This is a genomic window from Microbacterium oryzae, assembly GCF_009735645.1.
Classification (GTDB): domain Bacteria; phylum Actinomycetota; class Actinomycetes; order Actinomycetales; family Microbacteriaceae; genus Microbacterium; species Microbacterium oryzae.
This window is the reverse complement of the sequence record NZ_CP032550.1, coordinates 1,742,192-1,763,247: the sequence shown is the minus strand read 5'-3', so window position 1 is coordinate 1,763,247 and position 21,056 is coordinate 1,742,192. Positions and strand designations below refer to the sequence as shown.

General features: G+C 71.1%; 22 protein-coding genes. 7 read left to right on the top strand and 15 right to left on the bottom strand.

All coding sequences use genetic code 11. From position 1 onward, the window contains the following. Window positions 1-31 precede the first annotated feature (31 nt). Window positions 32-1,087, top strand: a complete 1,056-nt coding sequence (rhaS, locus tag D7D94_RS08220) for a rhamnose ABC transporter substrate-binding protein (RefSeq protein ID WP_156242154.1) — start codon at window positions 32-34, stop codon at window positions 1,085-1,087. A gap of 61 nt (window positions 1,088-1,148) precedes the next feature. Here the strand turns inward: rhaS and D7D94_RS08215 are convergent, their stop codons facing one another. Further along, entirely contained in the window at window positions 1,149-2,261 is a 1,113-nt protein-coding gene (locus D7D94_RS08215) for a baeRF11 domain-containing protein (protein WP_156242153.1), read from the bottom strand. A 61-nt stretch (window positions 2,262-2,322) separates the two neighbouring features. Continuing rightward, window positions 2,323-3,756 carry an amino acid permease gene (locus tag D7D94_RS08210; protein WP_246171733.1) on the bottom strand — a complete coding sequence of 478 codons (1,434 nt, stop codon included), beginning with the start codon at window positions 3,754-3,756 and terminating at the stop codon, window positions 2,323-2,325. Window positions 3,757-3,861: 105 nt separating this feature from the next. On the opposite strand from D7D94_RS08210, the gene D7D94_RS08205 reads away from it, so the two are divergent. Together D7D94_RS08205 and D7D94_RS08200 are read left to right on the top strand one after the other, a co-directional pair. Beyond that, window positions 3,862-5,097 carry an MFS transporter gene (locus D7D94_RS08205; RefSeq protein ID WP_156242152.1) on the top strand — a complete coding sequence of 412 codons (1,236 nt, stop codon included), beginning with the start codon at window positions 3,862-3,864 and terminating at the stop codon, window positions 5,095-5,097. A gap of 116 nt (window positions 5,098-5,213) precedes the next feature. Next, on the top strand, window positions 5,214-6,149 hold the full coding sequence (locus tag D7D94_RS08200; protein ID WP_156242151.1) for an aldose 1-epimerase family protein: 936 nt from the start codon (window positions 5,214-5,216) through the stop codon (window positions 6,147-6,149). Window positions 6,150-6,218: 69 nt separating this feature from the next. Here the strand turns inward: D7D94_RS08200 and D7D94_RS08195 are convergent, their stop codons facing one another. The 12 genes from D7D94_RS08195 to D7D94_RS14520 form a co-directional block, all read right to left on the bottom strand. Then, entirely contained in the window at window positions 6,219-6,368 is a 150-nt protein-coding gene (locus D7D94_RS08195) for a hypothetical protein (protein WP_156242150.1), read from the bottom strand. A gap of 439 nt (window positions 6,369-6,807) precedes the next feature. Then, entirely contained in the window at window positions 6,808-7,980 is a 1,173-nt protein-coding gene (locus tag D7D94_RS08190) for a thiolase family protein (protein ID WP_156242149.1), read from the bottom strand. Between the two features lie 29 nt (window positions 7,981-8,009). Continuing rightward, window positions 8,010-9,191 (bottom strand): bifunctional 2-methylcitrate synthase/citrate synthase, encoded by a 1,182-nt coding sequence (locus D7D94_RS08185; RefSeq protein WP_156242148.1) that lies wholly within the window; start codon window positions 9,189-9,191, stop codon window positions 8,010-8,012. 2 nt (window positions 9,192-9,193) lie between these two features. Then, the gene (gene prpB, locus D7D94_RS08180) at window positions 9,194-10,096 is read right to left on the bottom strand and encodes a methylisocitrate lyase (protein WP_156242147.1); all 903 of its coding nucleotides are present in this window, start codon (window positions 10,094-10,096) and stop codon (window positions 9,194-9,196) included. Beyond that, a complete protein-coding gene (locus D7D94_RS08175; RefSeq protein ID WP_156242146.1) occupies window positions 10,096-11,622 on the bottom strand; it encodes an MmgE/PrpD family protein in 1,527 nt (508 codons plus the stop codon). The genes prpB and D7D94_RS08175 overlap by 1 nt, the downstream gene beginning before the upstream one ends. Before the next feature lie 49 nt (window positions 11,623-11,671). Further along, a complete protein-coding gene (locus D7D94_RS08170; RefSeq protein WP_156242145.1) occupies window positions 11,672-12,430 on the bottom strand; it encodes an SDR family NAD(P)-dependent oxidoreductase in 759 nt (252 codons plus the stop codon). 78 nt (window positions 12,431-12,508) lie between these two features. Then, the gene (locus D7D94_RS08165) at window positions 12,509-13,426 is read right to left on the bottom strand and encodes a carbohydrate ABC transporter permease (RefSeq protein ID WP_156242144.1); all 918 of its coding nucleotides are present in this window, start codon (window positions 13,424-13,426) and stop codon (window positions 12,509-12,511) included. Next, complete coding sequence (locus tag D7D94_RS08160) at window positions 13,423-14,316, bottom strand: carbohydrate ABC transporter permease (protein WP_156242143.1); 894 nt, start codon at window positions 14,314-14,316, stop codon at window positions 13,423-13,425. Before D7D94_RS08160 ends, D7D94_RS08165 begins: the two co-directional genes overlap by 4 nt. Next, window positions 14,313-15,710: an ABC transporter substrate-binding protein gene (locus tag D7D94_RS08155; protein ID WP_156242142.1), complete on the bottom strand. Its 1,398-nt coding sequence runs from the start codon at window positions 15,708-15,710 to the stop codon at window positions 14,313-14,315. The genes D7D94_RS08160 and D7D94_RS08155 overlap by 4 nt, the downstream gene beginning before the upstream one ends. Before the next feature lie 117 nt (window positions 15,711-15,827). Next, the gene (locus D7D94_RS08150) at window positions 15,828-17,492 is read right to left on the bottom strand and encodes an ABC-F family ATP-binding cassette domain-containing protein (RefSeq protein WP_156242141.1); all 1,665 of its coding nucleotides are present in this window, start codon (window positions 17,490-17,492) and stop codon (window positions 15,828-15,830) included. A 47-nt stretch (window positions 17,493-17,539) separates the two neighbouring features. Then, complete coding sequence (locus tag D7D94_RS08145; RefSeq protein ID WP_156242140.1) at window positions 17,540-18,217, bottom strand: DUF6766 family protein; 678 nt, start codon at window positions 18,215-18,217, stop codon at window positions 17,540-17,542. Between the two features lie 15 nt (window positions 18,218-18,232). Continuing rightward, a complete protein-coding gene (locus D7D94_RS14520) occupies window positions 18,233-18,364 on the bottom strand; it encodes a hypothetical protein (RefSeq protein WP_281349278.1) in 132 nt (43 codons plus the stop codon). A gap of 194 nt (window positions 18,365-18,558) precedes the next feature. Here D7D94_RS14520 and D7D94_RS08140 point away from each other — a divergent pair, with 194 nt between their 5' ends. Then, window positions 18,559-18,987, top strand: coding sequence for an SRPBCC family protein (locus tag D7D94_RS08140; protein ID WP_156242139.1), 429 nt, complete (start codon window positions 18,559-18,561; stop codon window positions 18,985-18,987). Between the two features lie 55 nt (window positions 18,988-19,042). Further along, window positions 19,043-19,369, top strand: coding sequence for a DUF7882 family protein (locus tag D7D94_RS08135; RefSeq protein WP_156242138.1), 327 nt, complete (start codon window positions 19,043-19,045; stop codon window positions 19,367-19,369). Window positions 19,370-19,418: 49 nt separating this feature from the next. Here D7D94_RS08135 and D7D94_RS08130 read toward each other — a convergent pair whose 3' ends face one another. Further along, on the bottom strand, window positions 19,419-19,724 hold the full coding sequence (locus D7D94_RS08130) for a DUF7882 family protein (RefSeq protein ID WP_156242137.1): 306 nt from the start codon (window positions 19,722-19,724) through the stop codon (window positions 19,419-19,421). Window positions 19,725-19,794: 70 nt separating this feature from the next. Here D7D94_RS08130 and D7D94_RS08125 point away from each other — a divergent pair, with 70 nt between their 5' ends. Both D7D94_RS08125 and D7D94_RS08120 read left to right on the top strand, forming a co-directional pair. Further along, the gene (locus D7D94_RS08125) at window positions 19,795-20,508 is read left to right on the top strand and encodes a GTP pyrophosphokinase (RefSeq protein WP_156242136.1); all 714 of its coding nucleotides are present in this window, start codon (window positions 19,795-19,797) and stop codon (window positions 20,506-20,508) included. Window positions 20,509-20,530: 22 nt separating this feature from the next. Continuing rightward, window positions 20,531-21,007 carry a glutaminase gene (locus D7D94_RS08120; RefSeq protein WP_156242135.1) on the top strand — a complete coding sequence of 159 codons (477 nt, stop codon included), beginning with the start codon at window positions 20,531-20,533 and terminating at the stop codon, window positions 21,005-21,007. Window positions 21,008-21,056 lie beyond the last annotated feature (49 nt).

Genomic DNA, 21,056 nt, shown 5'->3' with positions numbered 1-21,056 from the left:
CGACACCTCCTACCCCACGAAAGGAAGAACAATGACGTTTGCACGCAAGGGTGCGGCTGCTGCCGCTCTCACCATGGGCATCGCCCTGGCGCTCTCCGGTTGCGCTCTCGACTCCGGCAACTCCGACTCGGGCTCCGGCTCCGAGGGCAGCAGCAGCGGCGGCGGCGACAGCAGCAACCTGACCGTCACGTTCCTGCCGAAGAACCTCGGCAACCCGTACTTCGACACCTCGTCGAAGGGCGGCGAGCGCGCGGTCGAGGAGTTCGGCGGCACGTTCGCCGAGGTCGGCCCCGCCGAGGCGACCCCCGACGCGCAGGTCAGCTACATCAACACCGCCACCCAGCAGGGCGTCGGCGCGCTCGTGGTCTCGGCCAACGACCCGCAGGCCATCTGCGACGCGCTCAACGAGGCACGCGACGCCGACGTGAAGGTCGTCACGTTCGACTCCGACACCAACCCCGAGTGCCGCGACATCTTCGTGAACCAGGCTGACGCCGAGGGCATCGCGAAGGTCCAGGCCGACCTCATCGCCGAGCAGATCGACGGCGACGGCGAGATCGCCATCCTGTCGGCCGCCGCCAACGCGACGAACCAGAACACCTGGATCGAGATGATGGAGGAGTACCTCGGCAGCGAGTACCCTGACATCAAGGTCGTCGAGACCGTCTACGGCGACGATGACGACCAGACCTCGTTCGACAAGACCGCGGCGCTGCTGCAGTCGCACCCGAAGCTCGAGGGCATCGTGTCGCCCACCACGGTCGGCATCGCCGCCGCGGCGCGCTACCTGCAGACCTCGGACTTCCAGGGCAAGGTCGCGCTGACCGGTCTCGGCACGCCGAACCAGATGCGGGAGTACGTCGAGGACGGCACCGTCGAGGCGTTCGCGCTGTGGAACCCGGAGGACCTCGGCTACCTCTCCGCCTACACCGCGCAGGCGCTGATCGCCGGCGACATCACCGGCGAGGAGGGCGACACCTTCGAGGCGGGCGACCTCGGCGAGTACACCGTCGGCGCCGACGGCGTCGTCCTGCTGGGCGACCCGTTCGTGTTCGACAAGGAGAACATCGGCGACTTCGACTTCTGAGTCGCCCCGCAGAACGCCCGGCCCGTGCATCGCACGGGCCGGGCGTTCTCGCTGTATCGGATCAGCTCGGGGTTGGCACCGCGAAGCGCAACACGGCGGCGAAGGGCCCGCCGTCGGTGAGCTCCTCGCGGCGCACGGCGCGCACCTGACCGCCCGACTGCAGCACGTGCGCGACGACGTCCTCCACGAGGGCCGAATCGTCGCTGTCGGCCACGACGCGGCCGAACTCGTCGATCTTCCCCGGCACGTCGGCACCCGCGTCGAAGCGCAGCTCCGAGATCGCCGCGGCGGCGGCGGCCGCGGCGACCTCCGATACCCGCGAGGTGGCGAGCCCCTGCGAGCGGAGCTCGCCGAAGTGCTCCTTCCACGTCTCCGTGGCCGCCTTCTTGCGCTCCTCGAGGATGGCGCAGGCCTCCTCGACGAGCCGGTTGTCGTCGAGCGAGTCCGGGTGGGCGGGAATGGCCGCATCCAGCAGCGCGTCGTGGGTCGAACGCGACCGGTAGGCGGCGGAGAGGTCCTCCGAGGTCGCGAGGATGAGCGGGGTGCCGCGCGGCACGATGCGCACCACCTCGTCCTGCACGATCTTGCAGTAGCGCTCGCGCTCGCTCTGGTCGCCGTCCGATCCGCGGGCCCGGTCGCGGTCGGCCTGACCGGCGTTCTCCGCGTGGATGAACGTGAACTCGATGTCGTCGGGCAGGACGAGCGGGTGCTCGACCAGCCGGCCGTCGGCCAGGAGCTCGGTGAGGCGCGCCTTCCGCTTCGACAGCTGGAGGACGAACGCGCAGTGGTGGTGGTGCGGCGCGCGCAGCAGCGCCCGCAGCGCGAACCGCGAGCCGATCGTCACGCGGTCCTCGACGTCGAACGGCAGGCGGAAGGCTTCCCTCCGGCCGGGGGCGGCCAGCAGCAGGATCGACTGCGACTGGTGCTCCCAGAACCCGTCGTCGTCGAGCGTCGCGCGCAGCTGCGAGACCACCTCCTTCTGCTCGTCCTTGGGGATGTCGGTCTGGGCCAGGCGCTCCGCGGCGTCGTCGATGGCGTCGCGCAGGGCGATGCGCACGCGCTCGTGATCGGTCGGTTTCGGCGAGGATCCGATCGCGATCGTGACGCTCGCCGGATGGCGGTGGGCGAGCAGGTCGAGGAGCTGGCCGTCTTCTGGGATGTCCACGGTGAGCATGTGCCGACGATAGGGCACTTCGGGCGGATGCGGAGGGGGTTGCATCCGCTTCTCGCGAGCGTTAGGCGGTCCTGGAATCCGCGCCCTGGCCATCCGCTCGCCGCGCGCGACGCGCCCGCACCTCGTAGGCCACCAGAAGGATGCCCACCCACACCGGGCCGACGATGACGGCGGTGCGGTACTGCGGGGAGAAGGCCATGAGCACGACGACCCCGGCGAGGAAGACGAGCACGATCCATGGCGTGACCTTCGCCCGCGGGAGGGGGAAGGCGAGGCGAGCCGCGCCATCCGCCCCGATGCGCCGACGGAACTTCAGCTGGGTGATCATGATCATGCCCCAGTTGATGATCGCGGCGATGAGCGCGATCGAGAGCAGGTACTGGAAGGCGAAGTCCGGCCACAGGAACACCACGACGACCGCGAGCACGGTGACGGCCGATGAGGCGAGGACGCCCGCGACCGGAGTTCCGCGGCGCGACAGGCGGCCGAGGAACGCGGGCGCGCTGCCCTGCTGGGCGAGGGAGTAGAGCATGCGCCCGTTGGAGTAGAGGCCAGAGTTGTAGACCGAGACCACGGCCGTCAGCACGACGAGGTTGAGGATGTGCGCGGCGCCCGGGATGCCGATGCGATCGAAGATCTGCACGAAGGGGCTGGTGCCGCCGTCGATGAGCGACCACGGCATCACCGCCATGATGACCGCGAGGGCGCCGATGTAGAAGATGAGGATCCGCAGGATGACCTGGTTGACCGCCTTCGGGATGGTGCGGCGCGGGTCCGCAGCCTCGCCGGCCGTGACGGCGACGAGCTCGGTGCCGCCGAACGAGAACGCGACGACGGCGAGGGATGCGATCGTGCCGCCGAGCCCGTGCGGGAAGAAGCCGCCGTCGTCGACGAGGTGCGCGAATGTCGGGTCGGGCAGGTCGGCGCTGTTGTTGATGCCGAAGGCCACCACGACGACGCCGAGCACGATCATCGCGATGACCGCGCCGACCTTCACGATGGCGAACCAGAACTCGAACTCGCCGAACGCGCGGACGCCGACGAGGTTGACGCCGGTGATGAGGACGAGCACGACGGCGGCCGACACCCACAGCGGCACCGCCGGCAGCCAGTAGTTCACGAAGGTGCCGACGACCGACAGCTCCACCATGGCCACGGCGATGTAGTTGAACCAGTAGTTCCAGCCGGAGACGAAGCCGGCCCGCGCACTCCAGTTGCGGTGGGCGAAGTGGCTGAAGGCGCCCGAGACCGGCTCATCGACCGACATCTCGCCGAGCGCGCGGATGATGAGGAAGATCACCGCGCCCACGACGAGGTACGCCAGCAGAACGGATGGCCCCGCCACGCCGATCGTGTCGGCCGAGCCGTAGAAGAGGCCGGTCCCGATCGCGCCGCCGAGCGCGATCATCTGGATGTGGCGGCTCTGCAGGGCGCGCTTCATGCGCGGGGCGTCGTCGCTCGCGGGCGCGGACGCGGGCGTCCCTCGGGTCGTCATCCCTCCATCCTCGCGGATGACGGGGCGGGGGAGTCGCCGCGCGCCCGCACGCGTGCCCGGTCCTCTACGGTTGTGGTCGACCCTGTCTCCCACGCGAAGGCTCCCGTGACCCCCGCCATCCGACAGCGCCGCAACGCGCTCTTCGTCATGTTCCTCCTGCCCGGCCTCGGCATCTCGTCGTGGGTGACGCGCACGCCCGACGTGCAGACGCTGCTGAGCGCGCGGATCGACCAGATGGGGTTCATCCTCTTCGGACTCTCGGTCGGCTCGATGATCGGCATCCTCTCGTCGGGTCCGCTCGTCGCACGCCTCGGCACGCGTCCGGTCATCGCCGTCGGCACGCTCGCCAGCGCGATCGGCGTCGCCGTCGTCGGCCTCGGCGCCGCGCTCGGGATGGCCCCGGTCGTCGCCCTCGGGCTCGCCCTGTTCGGCTTCGGGATGGGCTCCGGCGAGGTCGGCCTGAACGTCGAGGGCGCGGAGGTCGAGCAGGCGCTGGGCCGCTCGGTCATGCCCCTCATGCACGGCTTCTTCAGCCTGGGGACGGTCGTCGGCGCGATCGCGGGGATGCTGCTGACGGCGGCGGCCTTCCCGGTGGGGACGCACCTCGCCGTCGTCGGCGCGATCATCGTCGTGGGACTGGCGCTGGCCATCCGGAACGTGCCGGCAGGCGTCGGACGCCGCGCCGTCGTGCGCGATCGCGCGCGGGAGGCGCCGCGGGCGACGGCGGGCGCGCGGACGCCCGTCTGGAAGGACCCGAACCTGCTGCTCGTGGGCGGGATCATCCTCGCGCTCGCCATGGCCGAGGGGACCGCCAACGACTGGCTGCCGCTCGTCATGGTGGAAGGCCACGGGTTCGATGCGGCCCTCGGATCGGCCGTATACGCGATCTTCGCCGCGTCCATGACCGTCGGGCGCTTCGTCGGCGGCTGGTTCGTCGACCGGTTCGGTCGCGCCGCCGTCCTCGCGGCGAGCTCCCTCCTCGGTGCGCTGGGCCTCGCCGTCGTGATCTTCGTCGACAGCCAGATCGCGGCCGCCGCCGCGGTCGTGCTGTGGGGGCTCGGGGCATCCCTCGGGTTCCCCGTCGCGCTGTCGGCCGCCGGCGACTCCGGCGATGACACCGCAGCGCGCGTGTCGTTCGCGGCGACGATCGGCTACATCGCGTTCCTCGTCGGGCCGCCCGTGCTCGGGCTCCTCGGCGAGCAGTTCGGGCTGCGCTCGGCGCTCATCGTCGTGATGGCGCTCGTGGCGGTCGCGATCTTCCTCGCGCCCGGCGCGCGGACCCCAGCCGAGCGCGAGCTGAAGGCAGCGGAGCGCGAGGCGAAGGCGGCGGCGCGCGGCTGAAGGCAGCGGAGCGCGAGGCGAAGGCGGCGGCGCGCGGCTGAGCGCGGTTCGCCGCCGGTGGCGCCCACGCGGGATACTGACGGACGGAGCGCCGTGGGCGCCGAGAGGGAGAGAACATGACGCACACCGCCGACGTCTCGGGAACGCAGCACGTGCTGCGAGCCGGCGCATACGAGGCCGCCATCGCCAGCGTGGGCGCCACGCTGCGCACGCTCCGCTACGAGGGCCGCGATCTCGTCGTGCCGTTCGCGAGCGACGAGGTGCGCCCCGCCTACCGCGGCACGACGCTCGCACCGTGGCCGAACCGCGTGGTGGACGGGCGCTACACCTTCGACGGCGTCGAGTACCAGCTGGCACTGACCGAGCCGTCGCGCGGGCACGCGCTCCACGGGCTCGTGGCCTGGGCCGGGTTCGCCGTCGTCGATGAGAGCGAGACCCACGTGACGCTCGCCGCGACGATCGAGCCCCAGGACGCCTACCCCTGGCGCGTGACGGTGACGACGACGTTCGCGCTCGACGCCGACCACGGCCTCACGCAGACCGTGTCGGCGACGAACGCGAGCGCGTCTCGGGCGCCGTTCGGCACCGGCCCGCACCCGTACCTCGTGGCGGGGGAGGGCACGGTCGACGACTGGACGCTCGCGCTGCGTGCCGACAGCGTGCTCGGCGCGACCGAGGAGCGCCTCATCCCCACCGAGCTCGCGCCCGTCACCGACGACGCGGAGCGCTTCGACTACCGCGAGGCGCGGCAGATCGGCGCGACGGAGATCGACCACGCGTACACGGGCCTCTCCCGCGACGACTCCGGTCTGGCGGTGGCCGAGGTGACGGATGCCCGGGGCCGCGGGGTGCGGATGCTCTGGGACGAGCGCTGCCCGTGGGTGCAGGTGCACACCGCCGACCTTCCGCACCGCGGCGTCGGCCATCGCGCGGGGCTCGCCATCGAGCCGATGACCTGCCCGCCCGACGCCTTCAACTCGGGCACCGACCTCGTGCTGCTCGAGCCGGGCGCGACGGCCGACGTCGCGGCCTGGACCATCGCCGCGATCTGACGCGGGACGCGACGATGCCCCTTCCCGTGGTGGGAGGGGGCATCGTCGTCGTTCAGGAGGCTGCGCGCCTCAGACGTCGTCGCCCTCGGCCTGCGAGGGGTGCCCCGACTCCTCGGGGTCCGGCTCGACCGTGCTCATATCGGGGTCGATGCCCTCGGCCTGCGACGGGTGCGCGATCTCCGGGTCGGAGGGCCGCTGCTGGTCGTCGGGAGTGCTCATGTCGTACCTCTCTTCGTCGGAAGGTCTTCAGTCTCACGCGCGGACCGGGGTCGAGGGAGGGCCTTGACAGCGCGACGCCCCCTCCGACAGTGGAGGGGGCGTCGCAGCGCTTCATCGCGTCGAGGCTGCGGGGATCAGAAGTCCTCGCCCTCGGCCTGCGAGGGGTGGCGCTCGAACCACACGGGGGTGGCGAGGAAGTCGAAGGCGTCGGTGTCGTGGTCGGCGATGGTGGTGTTCATGGCGATCTCCTGGGGTGATGCGAATCTCGGGAGCGGCGAACCGCGTTGCATCAAGAATGCGCCGGGAGGAAGTGGTTCAGAGGAGGAATTGTGCGAGAAGAATCACGGTTCTTGCTGGTTTTCGCAACGAATCGCGTCTCTTGAGCAGTATTCCGACCGTGGGATAGCGCTCTCCCGCGATCGAGGTCGGTCTGCCCGGCTCAGCCGTCCCAGCGGCGGAGGAGCGCGGCGATCGCCTGCCCGCCGCCGATGCACAGCGTCACGACCGCGTGCTCCAGGTCTCGCCGCTGCAGATCGAGCGCGGCGCGCACGGTGAGGATGGCGCCGGTCGCGCCGACCGGGTGCCCGAGCGCGATCGCGCCGCCGTACGGGTTCGTGCGGGCGGGGTCGAGCCCGGCGTCGCGGATGACGGCGACGGCCTGGGCGGCGAACGCCTCGTTCACCTCGAACACGTCGACGGCATCGGGCGAGAGCCCCGTGCGATCCCAGAGCCGCTGCAGCGCGATGGCGGGCGCGTAGCCCATGAGCGCGGGGTCGATCCCGGCGGTCGTGACCGCCTCGATCGTCGCGAGTCCGGCGATGCCGCGAGCACGGGCATCCGATTCGCGCATGAGCACGGTCGCCGCGGCACCGTCGTTGATGCCCGATGCGTTGCCGGCGGTGACCGTGCCGCCCTCCTGGAAGACCGGGCGCAGGCGGGCGAGCGCGTCGAGCGTCGTGTCCGGGCGCGGATGCTGGTCGACCGTCACGGGAGCGTCCCCGACGACCACGGGCGTGATCTCCTCAGCGAAGGCGGCGCGTGCGGCATCGGTCGCCGCGCGGCGCTGGCTCTCGAGGGCGAACGCGTCCTGCTCCTCACGCGAGACGCCGTATCGCGCCGCGACGTTCTCGGCGGTCGTCCCCATGTGACGGCCGCTGAACGGGTCGGTGAGGATGGCCAAGGTCCCGTCGTGCAGGGAACGGTCGCCGAAGCGCTTGTTGCCGCGCAGACCGTAGGAGAGGAAGGGCGTGCGCGACATGCTCTCGTCGCCGCCCGCGACCACGACGTCGACGTCGCCCCACAGCAGCTCCTGTGCGCCCGACCAGATCGCCTGAACGCCCGAGCCGCACAGCCGGTTCACCGTGAGTGCGGGCACGCGCGGCTCGAGCCCCGCCGCCAGTGCGACGCGCCGCGCGTTGTACGCGTCGGGCCCGTACTGCGCGACGCAGCCCATGACGACCTCGCCGACCTCGGCGGGGTCGACGGCGGCTCGAGCGAGCGCCTCGCGCACGGCCACCGCGCCGAGCTCGTGCGCATCGACGTCGCGGAAGACGCCCGCGAACGAGCCCACGGGCGTGCGCGCGCCCGATGCGATCACGATCCGCTCGGCCATCCGAACCTCCTCGTCGCGGCCCGCTCGGGTCAGGCCGACTCCTCCGGGCGCTCGGCGATCTCCCGGTCGGTCTCGTCGGGCACGTACCCCTCGACATGGCGCTCGTCGGGGCCGACGTACGCCGACAGCGGCCGGATGAGCGCGTTCGACGCCGCCTGCTCCATGATGTGCGCGGTCCACCCCGTCACGCGCGCCGCGACGAACAGCGGCGTGAAGGTGAGGGTGTCGAAGCCGATGAGGCTGTACGCCGGACCCGACGGATAGTCGAGGTTCGGGTAGATGCCCTTGCGGCTCACGAACTCGTCTTCGAGCGTCGTGTACAGCTCGAGCACGTCGGGCCGGTCGTAGTGCTCGGCGAGCGTCTCCAGCGCCTTGCGCATGGTGGGCACGCGCGAGTCGCCGCGCTTGTACACCCGGTGCCCGAAGCCCATGATCTTGCGCTTGGCGGCGAGGGCCTCATCGAGCCAGGCCGGCACCCGCGAGGCGTCGCCGATCTCCTCGAAGATGTCGAGCACCGCCTCGTTCGCGCCGCCGTGCAGCGGCCCCTTCAGCGCGCCGATCGCGGCGGTGACCGCGGAGTAGAGGTCGCTGAGCGTGGAGGTCACCACGCGCGCGGTGAAGGTCGACGCGTTGAACGAGTGCTCCGCGTAGAGGATCATCGACCGGTTGAAGGCGTCGACGACGACCGGGTCGAACTCCTCGCCGAACGTCATCCACAGCAGGTTGGCCGCGTAGTCGAGGTCGTCGCGCGGCGGGATGGCCTCGAGACCGCGCCGACGACGCTGACCGTACGCGACGACGGCGGGGAGGGCGGCGAAGAGACGGATGGCTCGGGCCAGGTTCTCCTCGCGCGTTCCGCCCGCGTCGACCGCGCTCACGCCACCGAGTACGCGCGCGCCGAGCGCGCTGACGGCCGTCCGCACCTCGTCCATCGGGTGCGCGGAGGTCGGGAGCAGATCGATGACGGCCTTCACCTCGTCAGCGAGCACGCGATGACGGCGCTCCTCCGCACGCAGCTCGGCCAGCTCGTCGGCGCTCGGCAGCTCGCCGTGCCACAGCAGGTGCGCGACGGCCTCGAACGGCTGCGTGGCCGCGAGCTCCTGCACGGGATAGCCGCGGTAGAGCAGGCTGTTGCTCTCCGGGTCGACCTTCGAGATCGCCGTCTCGTCGACGACCACCCCCACGAGCCCCTTCCGGATGCCCTCGCTCATGCTCACTCCTTCGTGATCGTGAAGTCGTAGACGCCGGCGTCGAACCGGCTGTACCCCTGATAGTCGATGAGGTCGTAGAGGTCGGCGCGGTGCTGCATCGCACCGAGCTGCGAGACGAGGTTCCCCTCGCTCTCGAGAGCGTCGAGCGCGCGCTCGGCCGCGCCCATGGCCATCCGCAGCAGCGACACGGGCCAGATGACCATGCGCACGCCGGCGTCACGGAGCGCGTCGACGGTGAACAGCTCGCTCTTGCCGAACTCCGTCATGTTCGCCAGCACCGGCACGTCGAGGGCGGCGGCGACGGCCTCGAACTCCGACAGGTCGCGCATCGCCTCGGGGAAGATCGCGTCGGCGCCCGCATCGACGAGGGCCTTCGCGCGGTCGATCGCCGCGTCGAGGCCCGCGACGGCGCGGATGTCCGTGCGCGCCATGATGAGGAAGTTGTCGTCGCGACGCGCATCGACGGCGGCTCGCACGCGCCCCAGGGCGGTGGGCTCGTCGACGACCTCCTTGCCGTCGAGGTGTCCGCAGCGCTTCGGGTTGACCTGGTCCTCCACGTGCATGCCGGCGAGTCCCGCGTCCTCCAGCGTCTGCACGGTGCGGGCGACGTTCATCGGCTCGCCGAACCCCGTGTCGGCGTCGACGATGGCGGGGAGCTCCGTCATCCGCGCGATCTGGGCGGCGCGCTGTGCGACCTCGGTGAGCGTCGTGAGGCCGATGTCGGGGAGGCCGAGGTCGGCGGAGAGGACGGCGCCGGAGATGTAGACGCCGTCGAAGCCCTTGCGCTCGATGAGGCGGGCCGAGAGGGGGTTGAACGCGCCGGGGAAGCGGAGGAGCTCGCCCGATGCCAGCCGCTCGCGGAGCAGGCGGCGCTTCTCATGCGCGGGTGTGGTGGCGTACAGCATCAGAACAGGCCCTTCGGGAGCGGGGTCGCATCCAGCACGCCGGGGCGCGCGACGATCGACAGCTCCGCGACCTCCGCCGCCGTCAGCGTGGGCAGGCGCTCGGCGAGGTCGAGGAAGCGGTCGATCTCCTCCGGCGAGAGCACGGGCTCGGCCAGGAGCCGGAACTTCGCGATGTAGTCCGGCCGGGTGAACGGGCGCGCGCCGAGCGGGTGCGCGTCGGCGACGGCGATCTCGTCGACGAGGGTCGACCCGTCGGCGAGGGTGATCTCCACCCGCCCGCCGAAGGCCTTCTCGTCCGGGTCCTCCGAGTGGTATCGGCGCGTCCACTCCTCATCGAGCGCGGTGGTGACCTTCTGCCACAGCGCGACGGTGTCCGCACGCGCGGCGCGGTCGGGGGCGTACGAGTGGACGTGGTGCCAGCCGCCGTCCTGCAGCGCGACGGTGAAGATGTACGGGATCGAATGGTCGAGGGTCTCCCGCGACGCGGTGGGGTCGTACTTCTGCGGGTCGCCCGAGCCCGATCCGATCACGACGTGCGTGTGGTGCGAGGTGTGCAGCACGATCGAGCGGACGTTGGCCGGGTCGCGCAGCTCCGGGTGCGCAGCCCCCAGCCGGCGGGCGAGGTCGATCCACGCCTGCGCCTGGTACTCCGCCGAGTGCTCCTTCGTGTACGAGTCGAGGATGGCGCGCTTGGGCTCCCCGGGCGCGGGCAGCGGCACCTCGTAGCGGCCCTCCGGGCCATCCAGCAGCCAGGCGATGACGCCGTCCTCGCCCTCGTAGATCGGCGACGGCGACGTCTGCCCGCGCAGCGCCCGGTCGACGGCCTCGACGGCCATCTTCCCCGCGAACGCCGGGGCGTGCGCCTTCCACGTCGAGATCTCGCCCTTGCGGGACTGCCGCGTCGCGGTCGTCGTGTGCAGCGCCTGCGAGACGGCCTGGTAGATCACCTCCGGGTCCAGCCCGAGGAGCGTGCCGATGCCCGCCGCAGCGGACGGCCCGAGATGCGCCACGTGATCGATCTTGTGCTTGTGCAGGCTGATCGCCCGGACGAGATCCATCTGGATCTCGTACCCGGTCGCGATCCCGCGGACCAGGGCCGCACCATCCGCCCCGACATGCTGCGCCACCGCGAGGATCGGAGGGATGTTGTCACCCGGGTGCGAGTACTCCGCCGCGAGGAACGTGTCGTGGTAGTCCAGCTCCCGCACCGCCACGCCATTCGCCCACGCCGCCCACTCCGGACTCGTGCGCGCCTCGAGCGCGCAGCCGAACACCGTCCCACCCGCCCCGCCGCGAGAGACCGGGTGATCCAGCGCCTGCGCACGCGCCGAGACCACCGGTCCGCGCGTGAGCGATGCGGCCGCCACCGCCGCGTTGTCGATGACGCGGTTGATCACCATGTCCACGACGTCCTGCTCCACCGCGACCGGATCGGCGGCCACCTCCGCGATCTTCCACGCCAGCTGCTCCTCACGGGGAAGCGGCTCATCGCTGCGATACATGCGGACGGGGTGGACGACGGTCATCGCGGGCCTTCCGAAGGGGATGGGGATCTCGTCAGTGTAGGCACTGCCCTCAGCGCGGCGGCATGCGGATGGCTCCGTCCAATCGGATGGTCTCGCCGTTGAGCATGGGGTTCGCCACGATGTGCGCGGCGAGCGCGGCGAATTCCTCCGGATGGCCGAGGCGGGCGGGGTGCGGGACGGCCGCCGCGAGCGACGCGCGGACGTCTTCGGGCAGCGTCGCCAGCATCGGGGTCTCGAATGTGCCGGGCGCGATCGTCACGACGCGGATGAGCTTCGAGGCGAGGTCGCGGGCCGCGACGAGGGTCATCCCGACGACGCCCGCCTTCGACGCGGTGTAGGGGATCTGGCCGATCTGCCCCTCGAAGGCGGCGACCGACGCGGTGAGCACGCAGACGCCGCGCTCGCCGTCCTGCGGGGCGTTCCTCGCCATCCGCGCGGCCGCGAGGCGCAGCACGTTGAACGTGCCGACGAGGTTCACGCGCACGACCTGCTCGAAGGTCTCGAGCGACCCGGGGGAGCCGTCGCGCTCCACGAGGCGGACGGGCGAGATCCGGCCCGCGCAGTGCACCACCGCCCGCAGCGGCCCGTGCTGCTCCGCGACGTCCAGCGCGCGCTCGATGGCGGGGCCATCCGTCACGTCGGCCGGGGCGAACGACCCGTGGATGTGCCCGGCCGCCACCTCGCCCGGCGCGTGGGGGAGGTCCACGATGACGACGTGCGCGCCCGCGCCGGCCAGCTCGCGGGCGGTGGCGAGGCCGAGCCCCGACGCGCCGCCGGTGACGATCGCCGATCCGCCGGAGACGTCCATCGTCCCTCCCGTCCGCGCCTGCCGGCGCTCTCCTCCCGACGCTACCCGGGCCATCCGACATCGGGAAGGGATGCGCCGTCAGCCCTTCACGCCGCCGGCGACCACCCCCTCGACGATGTGGCGCTGCGCGACGAAGAACAGCACGATCATCGGCAGCGTCGTGATGACGCTGGCGGTCACGAGGATCTCCCAGTGCCACTCGCCGCCGAAGCCGAACGCGTCGACGAGGGCCTTGAGACCGCGGGGGATGGTGAAGGTCGACGCATCGCGGAGGTAGATGAGCGAGCGCATGAGATCGGTCCACACCGCCTGCACCTCGAACACCAGCGTCACGGCGATCGCGGGGCGCGACAGCGGCAGCGCGATGCGCCAGAACAGCTGCCAGGCGTTCGCGCCGTCGACGCGGGCGGCGTCGAACAGATCACGCGGCAGCGCCAGCATGAACTGCCGCAGCAGGAAGATGTAGAACGCGCTGCCGAAGAGGTTGTGCGCCCACATCGGGGTCAGCGAGCCGACCTGCCCGAGCGCGTTCCAGATGAGGAACGTGGGGATCATCGTGACCGCACCCGGCAGCATCATCGAACCCAGCACGAGCGCGAACAGCACGCCGCGGCCCCGGAACCGGTAGTACGAGAAGCCCCATGCCACCATCGCGCTGGAGATCGTCACCGCGCCGGCGGCGAGCACCGTGACGATCGCGGTGTTGAGCAGCCAGAGCGCGAGCGGCGCCTCCTGCCAGACCTGGACGTAGTTGTCCCACGTGAAGGTCTTCGGGATGAGCCGGTTGTCGAACACCTCGCCGCGCGGCTTGAACGAGGCGCTGATGAGCCACACGAACGGGTACGCGAACACGATGCCGGCGGCGACGAGCGCGATGCCGACCACCCAGCGCACGACGCGGCGGCGGGGTGACGTCGCGCGCCGGCGCGCCGGGCGGGCGACGGGCGGCTGCGGCCGGGGAGCCGCCGCGGGGACGACATCCACGTCGGCGCTCATCGCGACGCCCCCTCGTAATGCACCAGCCGGCGCGAGACGACCATCTGGATGGCGGTGACGATCATCACGATGAGGAAGAGCAGCCACGCCATCGCCGAGGCGTATCCCATGTGCAGGAACTCGAACGCCTGCTGGAAGAGGTAGATGACGTAGAACAGCGCGGCGTCGTTCGCGTACGTCGTGTTGCCCGCGCCGAAGAACGCCGTGTACGCCTCGTCGAAGGTCTGCAGGCCCGCGATGGTGTTCACGACGACGACGAAGAACAGCGCGGGGCTGATCATCGGCAGCGTCACGCTCGTCAGACGCCGCCAGGATCCTGCGCCGTCGATCTTCGCCGAGTCGTACAGCTCCTCCGGCACGCCGCGGAGAGCGGCGAGGAGGATGAGCACCGACGAGCCCACGGTCCACAGGCTCATGATGACGAGGCCGGGCTTCACCCACGACCCGTCGGTGGTCCACGAGGGGCCGTCGATGCCGACGACCCCGAGGGCGGCGTTGAAGAGCCCGCTCTGACCGTTGAACAGGAGCAGGAAGAGGATGCCCACGGCGACCGGCGGGGTCATCTTCGGCAGGAAGAAGACGGTCCGGAAGAACCCCGAGGCCCGCCCCGCTTGCTGCAGCAGCACCGCCAGCGCGAGCGACACGATGACGTACGCCGGCACCTGCACCGCGGTGAAGAACAGGGTGTTGCCGAGCGCGAGCGCCACCTTCGGGTCCGAGAACAGCCGCGCGTAGTTCTCGAAGCCGATGAACGCGGGGTCGTTGATGACGTCGTAGTCCGTCAGCGAGAGGTATCCGCTGTAGAGGATGGGCCAGGCGGTGAAGACGGCGAAGCCGACGATCCAGGGGCTGAGGAAGAGGAGGGCCGCGCGCGTGTCGCGCCGCTTCACGACCCCTCCTCGACCTTGGCCCACGCGTCGTCGAGCGCCTGCTGTGCGGTCTCCTGCGCCCGCGCGAGCGCATCGGCGGCCTCGGCGTCGCCCGACAGCACGTCGTTGATCGCGTCGTTCAGGGCGGCCTCGAACTCCGCATCGGCGGGGTTCGCGGGCAGCGAGAACGTGTGCTCGTTGACCTCGTACACGGCGGCGACGCCGCTGTCCCACGGCTCTCCGCCCGAGGTGGTCATGTCGTGGATCTGCTCGTCGGCCTCCGCATTGCCGGTGAGGATGCCCGTGAACGGCTTGCCCTCCTCCTCGCGCAGGTCGAGGCGCGCCTGAGCCGCGGCCAGCCAGGCGTCGACCGAGGTCATCGCGCGCGCCCAGCGGCACGCGGCCTGCGGGTTCTCGGCGCCCGAGGGGATGGCCCAGGCCGAGCCGGACGCGTACGCGATCGGCTCCCCGTCATGGTCGCGGACGGTGTCGAACGCGAGCGGCGCGTCGGGGGAGACGTCGTTGAGGACGTTCACGTACCACTGCTCCATCGGCATCGCGCCGAGGACGCCGCTGGCGAACTGGTTGCCCTCGCCGAAGAAGTCGGCCGAGTCGCGCAGCGCCTTCACGTCGCCGAACCCGCCCTGGGCGTCGTAGATGCCGACCGCCCATTCGAGCGCCGCCACCGCGGCGGGGTCGTCGAGGTGCGCCTCGCGCCCGTCCTCGCTGAGGAGGTCGGCGCCGTTCGCGCGCGCCCACAGCGGGAAGAACTCCGGCAGCTTGCTGTCCACGCCGATGACGGCGAGCGAGCCGCCGTCGCTGCGGGTGAGGGCCTCGTTCGCGGCCGCCATCGCGTCCCAGTCCGATCCGTTGACGTCCTCGATGGACAGGCCGGCGCCATCCAGCAGGTCGGCGTTCGCCATCGTGATCTGCACGGTGTTGAACTCCGGCACCCCGTAGATCTCGTCGTTCAGCGTCACCTGCGCGAGCGCGGGCTCCACGAACGCGTCGTCGTCGATGCCCTCGCCCTCGTAGCAGCGGTCGAGCGGCAGGATGGCCCCGCGCGCGGCGAGTGAGCCGATCTGGTCGCGGTTGGCGTAGATGAGGTCGGGCGGATCGCCGGTCGCGGCGGCCGACAGGAACTGCTGGAGGTCGAGCTCGCCCTCGGTGAGCTTCACCTCGACGCCGTCGCCGAGCTCCTGCTTCGCGAAGTCCATCCGGGTGGTCGCGACCTCGTCGACGCCCGAGAACCCCATGACCGACAGCTCGCCCTCGAGCGTCGTGTCGGAGGAGTACTCGGCGCCGGAGTCGTCGCCGCCCCCGGTGCCGACCGCGCAGCCCGTGAGGGCCAGCAGCGACGCCGCGCCGACGGCGGTCGAGATGGCGAGCGGATGGTGGTGCCCTGGTGTGCGCATGACCTGCTCCTTTCGAGAGGGTCACCGGGAGGTCCTCCCGACGGCCTGATGGGGCCGAAGGTAGGACTGCGCGGCACTGCTCGGGAGGCGCTTGACAGAAGCGCTTCTCCGTCGCCGTCAGAGCTCGCGGACGCTTCCCGCCTCGACGCTCCAGCGCCGCTCGGTGCGCACGTTCTCCAGCATGCGGCGGTCGTGCGTGACGAGAAGCAGCGTGCCCTCGTAGCTCTCGAGCGCCTGCTCGAGCTGCTCGATCGCGACGACGTCGAGGTGATTCGTCGGCTCGTCGAGCACGAGGAGGTTCACGCCCGTGGCCTGCAGCACCGCGAGGCCCGCGCGCGTGCGCTCTCCGGGCGAGAGCTCGCCGACGGGCCGCCCGACGTGCTCGGCCTTGAGCCCGAACTTCGCCAGCAGCGTGCGCACCTCGGCCGGCGGCAGGTCGGGCACGATCTCCTCGAAGCGTCTCGCGAGCGGCTCGTCGCCCACGAGCAGCGAGCGCGCCTGGTCGATCTCGCCGATGCGCACGCTGGCGCCGAGGCTCGCGATGCCCTCGTCGGGGGCGCGACGCCCGAGGAGAGCGGCGAGCAGGGTGGACTTGCCGGCGCCGTTCGGCCCGGTGATCCCGATGCGGTCGCCGACGTTCACCTGCAGCGAGACCGGCCCGAGGGTGAAGCCGCCCTGCCGGATGACGGCGCCCGACAGCGTGGACACGACCGTGCTCGAGCGCGGGGCGGCGCCGATCGTGAACTGCAGCTGCCACTCCTTGCGGGGCTCCTCGACCTCGTCGAGGCGCGCGATGCGGCTCTCCATCTGACGCACCTTCTGCGCCTGCTTCTCCGACGACTCGGTCGCGGCCTTCCGTCGGATCTTGTCGCTGTCGGGGGACTTCCGCATCGCGTTGCGCACACCCTGACTCGACCACTCGCGCTGGGTGCGGGCGCGGGACACGAGGTCGGCCTTCTTGTCGGCGAACTCGTCGTACGCCTCGCGCGCGTGCCGTCGTGCGGTCGCGCGCTCCTCGAGGTACGCCTCGTAGCCGCCGCCGTAGACGCGGTTGGACGACTGCGCGAGGTCGAGCTCCAGCACGCGCGTGACGCAGCGTGCGAGGAACTCGCGGTCGTGGCTCACGAGCACGACGCCGCCGCGCACGCCGCGGACGAACGCCTCCAGGCGCTCGAGCCCGTCGAGGTCCAGGTCGTTGGTCGGCTCATCGAGGAGCGCGATGTCGAAGCGCGACAGCAGCAGCGCCGCGAGGCCCACGCGCGCCGCCTGCCCGCCCGACAGCGACGTCATCATCGTCTGCTCGGCGCCCGCGGTGTCGAGATCGAGACCGAGGTCGGCGAGCACCGCCGGGATGCGCTCCTCGAGGTCGGCTGCTCCGCTGGCGAGCCACCGGTCGAGAGCCCGCGCGTAGAGGTCGTCGGCGCCCACTCCCTCGGGAGCGAGGGAGGGGTCCGCGAGCGCGGCCGCCGCGACGTCGAGGTCGGCGCTCGCCGCGACGCACCCGGTCCGCCGTGCGATGTAGGCGGCGACGCTCTCGCCGGCGACGCGCTCGTGCTCCTGCGGCAGGTAGCCGACGAACGCATCGGATGGCGCGAGCGAGACCGTGCCATCCTGCGGGTCGAGCACGCCGCCGAGGATGCGCAGGAGGGTGGACTTGCCGGCGCCGTTCGCGCCGACGACGCCCACGACGTCGCCGGGGGAGACGGTGAGGTCCACCGATGAGAAGAGCGTGCGGTGGCCGTATCCGCCGGCGAGACCGCCGGCCACGAGGGTCGCGGTCATCCCGACATCCTCTCAGACCGCGTCCGAGCGGAGCCGGGGAGGGGTGCTCAGTCGGACTCGACCGCGGTCTCCGCGTGCGGGAGCCCCACCGGCTTCGACTCCGCCGATCCGCGCTGGCGCAGATAGATGGAGAACGCGACCATGCAGCCCACCGCGAGGAACTCCGACTGCCAGTTCTGCAGCGTGCGATTCCAGAACTCCGGGCTCGCGACGTATCCGAGCCACGTCTCCGCCGCCTCCCCGTGCTGTGCGGCCTCGTCGTTCGCGACCACGAGCCCGGCCAGGGACTGCGCGAACCACGACAGGACGAAGATCGCACCCATCCAGATGAGGAGGGAGTTCCCGTAGAGCGAGCGCCGCCATCCGCTCGCCCGCGCCCAGCGCGGCGAATCGGGGCGGGCGTAGGCGCCGACGAGCTGATCCTCGTCGTCACCGCGTCCCTCGTCGCCGGGCTGCTTGGACTCGGGCGATCCCCGCTGCACGAGCCACACCGTGGCGAGGATGAAGACGAAGAACTGCAGGAACTCGCTCTGCCAGTTCTCCGCGACGTCCACCACGAACGCGGACGACGTCACGAACTCGCCGAGCGAGATGACGGCCTGGTCGTGACGCCGCAGCTCCTCGTTGTTGTCGGCATGCCCGACGAAGGCCTGCGCGACGAGGGTGGCGAGGAAGATGCCGAGGAAGACCAGCGAGAGGGCGTTGTCTCGGAGGAACGTGCGCATGAGGATCTGCCCGCCTCAGCGTCCCGTGAGCGGCAGGACGATCATCACCGCGAGGCCGATGCCGACGAGCGCGGTCCAGGACCAGAACATCACGCTCATGCCGACGGTCTCGTCGTCGTCGGATGCGGAGCGGGGCTTCGCGGACATGCCGCCAGGCTAGGTCGGACCCTGCTGTCGGCGCCGAGGTCTTGACGCATCGCCGTCCCGAAGAGTAGGTGTCACGCACCCATGCGGTTACAGGGTGACGTTCCGTCCGTCAACCCGTGTACTCCGGAGGAAGGCTTGCCTACCGTAGCCGCAGGCGGGGTCGACTCGTCGAGACCCGCAGGAGGGAAATCGCCATGGTCACGTCGCTCGTTGCCGAGATCGAGGTCGACGCGCCCATCGCCGAGGTCTATCAGCAGTGGACGCAGGTGGAGAGCTTCCCCGAGTACCTCGGCGCGGTGTGGTCGGTGCTTCCGATCGATCGCGTCCGATCCCGCTGGGCGGTGAATCTCGACGGCTTCACCGAGGAGTTCTACGCCGACATCGTCGAGCAGACTCCCGAACGTCGCATCGAATGGCAGAGCACCGACGGCGTCTTCCATCGCGGGCTCGTCGAGCTCGCGGAGTCGGGGGACAGCACGCGCGTCACCCTGCGGATGGAGTGGGAGCCGGAGGGGATGCTCGAGTCGTTCGGCGCGTCGGTGGGAGTGGACCCTCGGCAGGCCGAGCAGGACCTCCAGCGGTTCAAGCAGTTCATGGAGGCGCGGCGCTCGTCGGTGACGTGACGAGACGGCCACTGCGCTACACCTGTTCGGCGGGCATTGCGGCTAAGCTCGGCCCGTGGGCAAATTCATCTACGGACTCGGCGGCGACTCGGTCGAACTCGACGATCGCACGCTTGCGCATCTGCGCATCGTCGTCATGAACAAGCTCCGCCGGTCTGAGCCCTTCATGTTCGACGCTTCGCTCGGCGAGGGCACCGGACGCCGCAGCTTCTGGCTGCACCCGGCCGTGCCGCTCCAGTTCCAGTTCTCCGGCGGGCGCTCGCCGCGCCTCAACCGCCTGTGGCTCGACGAGCTCATGAAGGCGGCCAGCGGACCCTCCGGCCTGACGATCATGCCCGAGCCGACGGAGCCCGTCGAGGCGCCCGCGGCCGACCCGGTCTGACCCGACACGCGGGCGATTCGAGGCCCGTCTCCGACGATCGTCGGAAGAATCACGCCGTCTCGTCGTCCTCCACCTGCTCCTTCACGAGCGTGATCCCGCCGAGGGCGTTGGCAGACTGAGCCAGCTCCTCGAGCCACGCGCGGTTGAGGGCAGGCGCCTCCTCGGTCTCGAAGACGAACCGCAGCGGGATCGCCGGATGCACCCACAGGGTGGTGCGCCCGTGCGCATGGCACCACGAGACGGAGAAGCTCTCGCCGCGGCGGAGCTTGCTGATGATGACGACCTTCAGGTGCGCCAGCGCGCGGTCCTCGATGTGTACCGCCGTGGCAGCCGCGCCGTAGTGGAGAGTGCCCATGGCGCTCACAGTAGCCCGGAAGCGCCGCTCTCACAGGAGCCCCATAGCGCCTTCTCCTAGCGTGAGGGGCATGAGCTCGATCCCCGTCGACGACGACATGCTCGAGCAGGCGCGGGCGATGCGCGACGAGATGCAGCGATTCCTCAACGAATACCGCTTCGGCATGCGCGAGATCGAGACGAAGCTCTCCATCCTGCGCGAGGACTTCGAGCAGCAGCACTCCTACAACCCGATCGAGCACGTCTCCAGCCGGCTGAAGACGCTCGACAGCATCGCCGAGAAGGCGGATCGCAAGGGCATCGAGCCGACGATCGAGGCCATCCGCTCGCAGCTGCTCGACATCGCCGGCGTCCGCGTCACGTGCAGCTTCGTCACCGACGCCTACCGGCTGTTCCATCTGCTCGCCGGTCAGGACGACGTGACCGTCGTCCAGGTGAAGGACTACATCGCGCACCCGAAGCCGAACGGCTACAAGAGCCTGCACGCGATCGTCGAGGTGCCGGTGTTCCTCTCCACGGGAACGGTGCCGGTGCCCGTGGAGGTGCAGTTCCGCACCATCGCCATGGACTTCTGGGCCAGCCTCGAGCACAAGATCTACTACAAGTACGCCAGCCAGGTGCCCGCTCGGCTCACCGACAGCCTGCGTGACGCCGCGCTCACCGCGGCCGAGCTCGATGACCGGATGGAGCGGCTCCACCGGGAGCTGCACGGCGAGCGCCCCGCGCCGATCGCTCCGCTGCAGCTGCTGGCGCGCACAGACGACGACAGCCCGACCCCGGCGTAGCGCCGCGTCGTAGGGTGGGCCCGTGGACGATCTGCACGGGCTGCTGGCCGACGCGCGCTCGCGCCTGGTCGCTCGACCGCGCGAGGGGCTCGGCGAGCTGCGTCGCCCCGGGCGCCTGCGCAGCGCGCTCGGCGGGCGGCCCCGCATCGTCCGGGTCGGGGAGGCGTGGCACCTGGGCGTGCTCCTGCTGACGGACGACGCGCTCCTCGCGACCGGGACCATCCTGCGCGCGGCCGAGGAGGTGCGCCGCGGCTACGCGGCGGAGTCGCAGCGGCAGCGGGCCGAGGTGCGGGCAGCGGCGTTCCGCGGCGGCTTCGCGGAGGGCGAGACGCTGCACGTCGACTGGACGCCCGTCGATGTCGATGCGGTCGCCCGCGGCGCGGCGGATGGCCCGCTCTCCTGGCAGGACGGCGCCCTGATGGTGAGGTGGTCGTCGGCCGGTTTCCTGCGGCCGCTCGCGCCCTACCTCGCGGAGCAGATCGAGCTCCTGGGCGGCTAGCGATCTCGCCGGGGGCCTCTGTCAACCCCCGGATTCCAGGCCCGCGCCG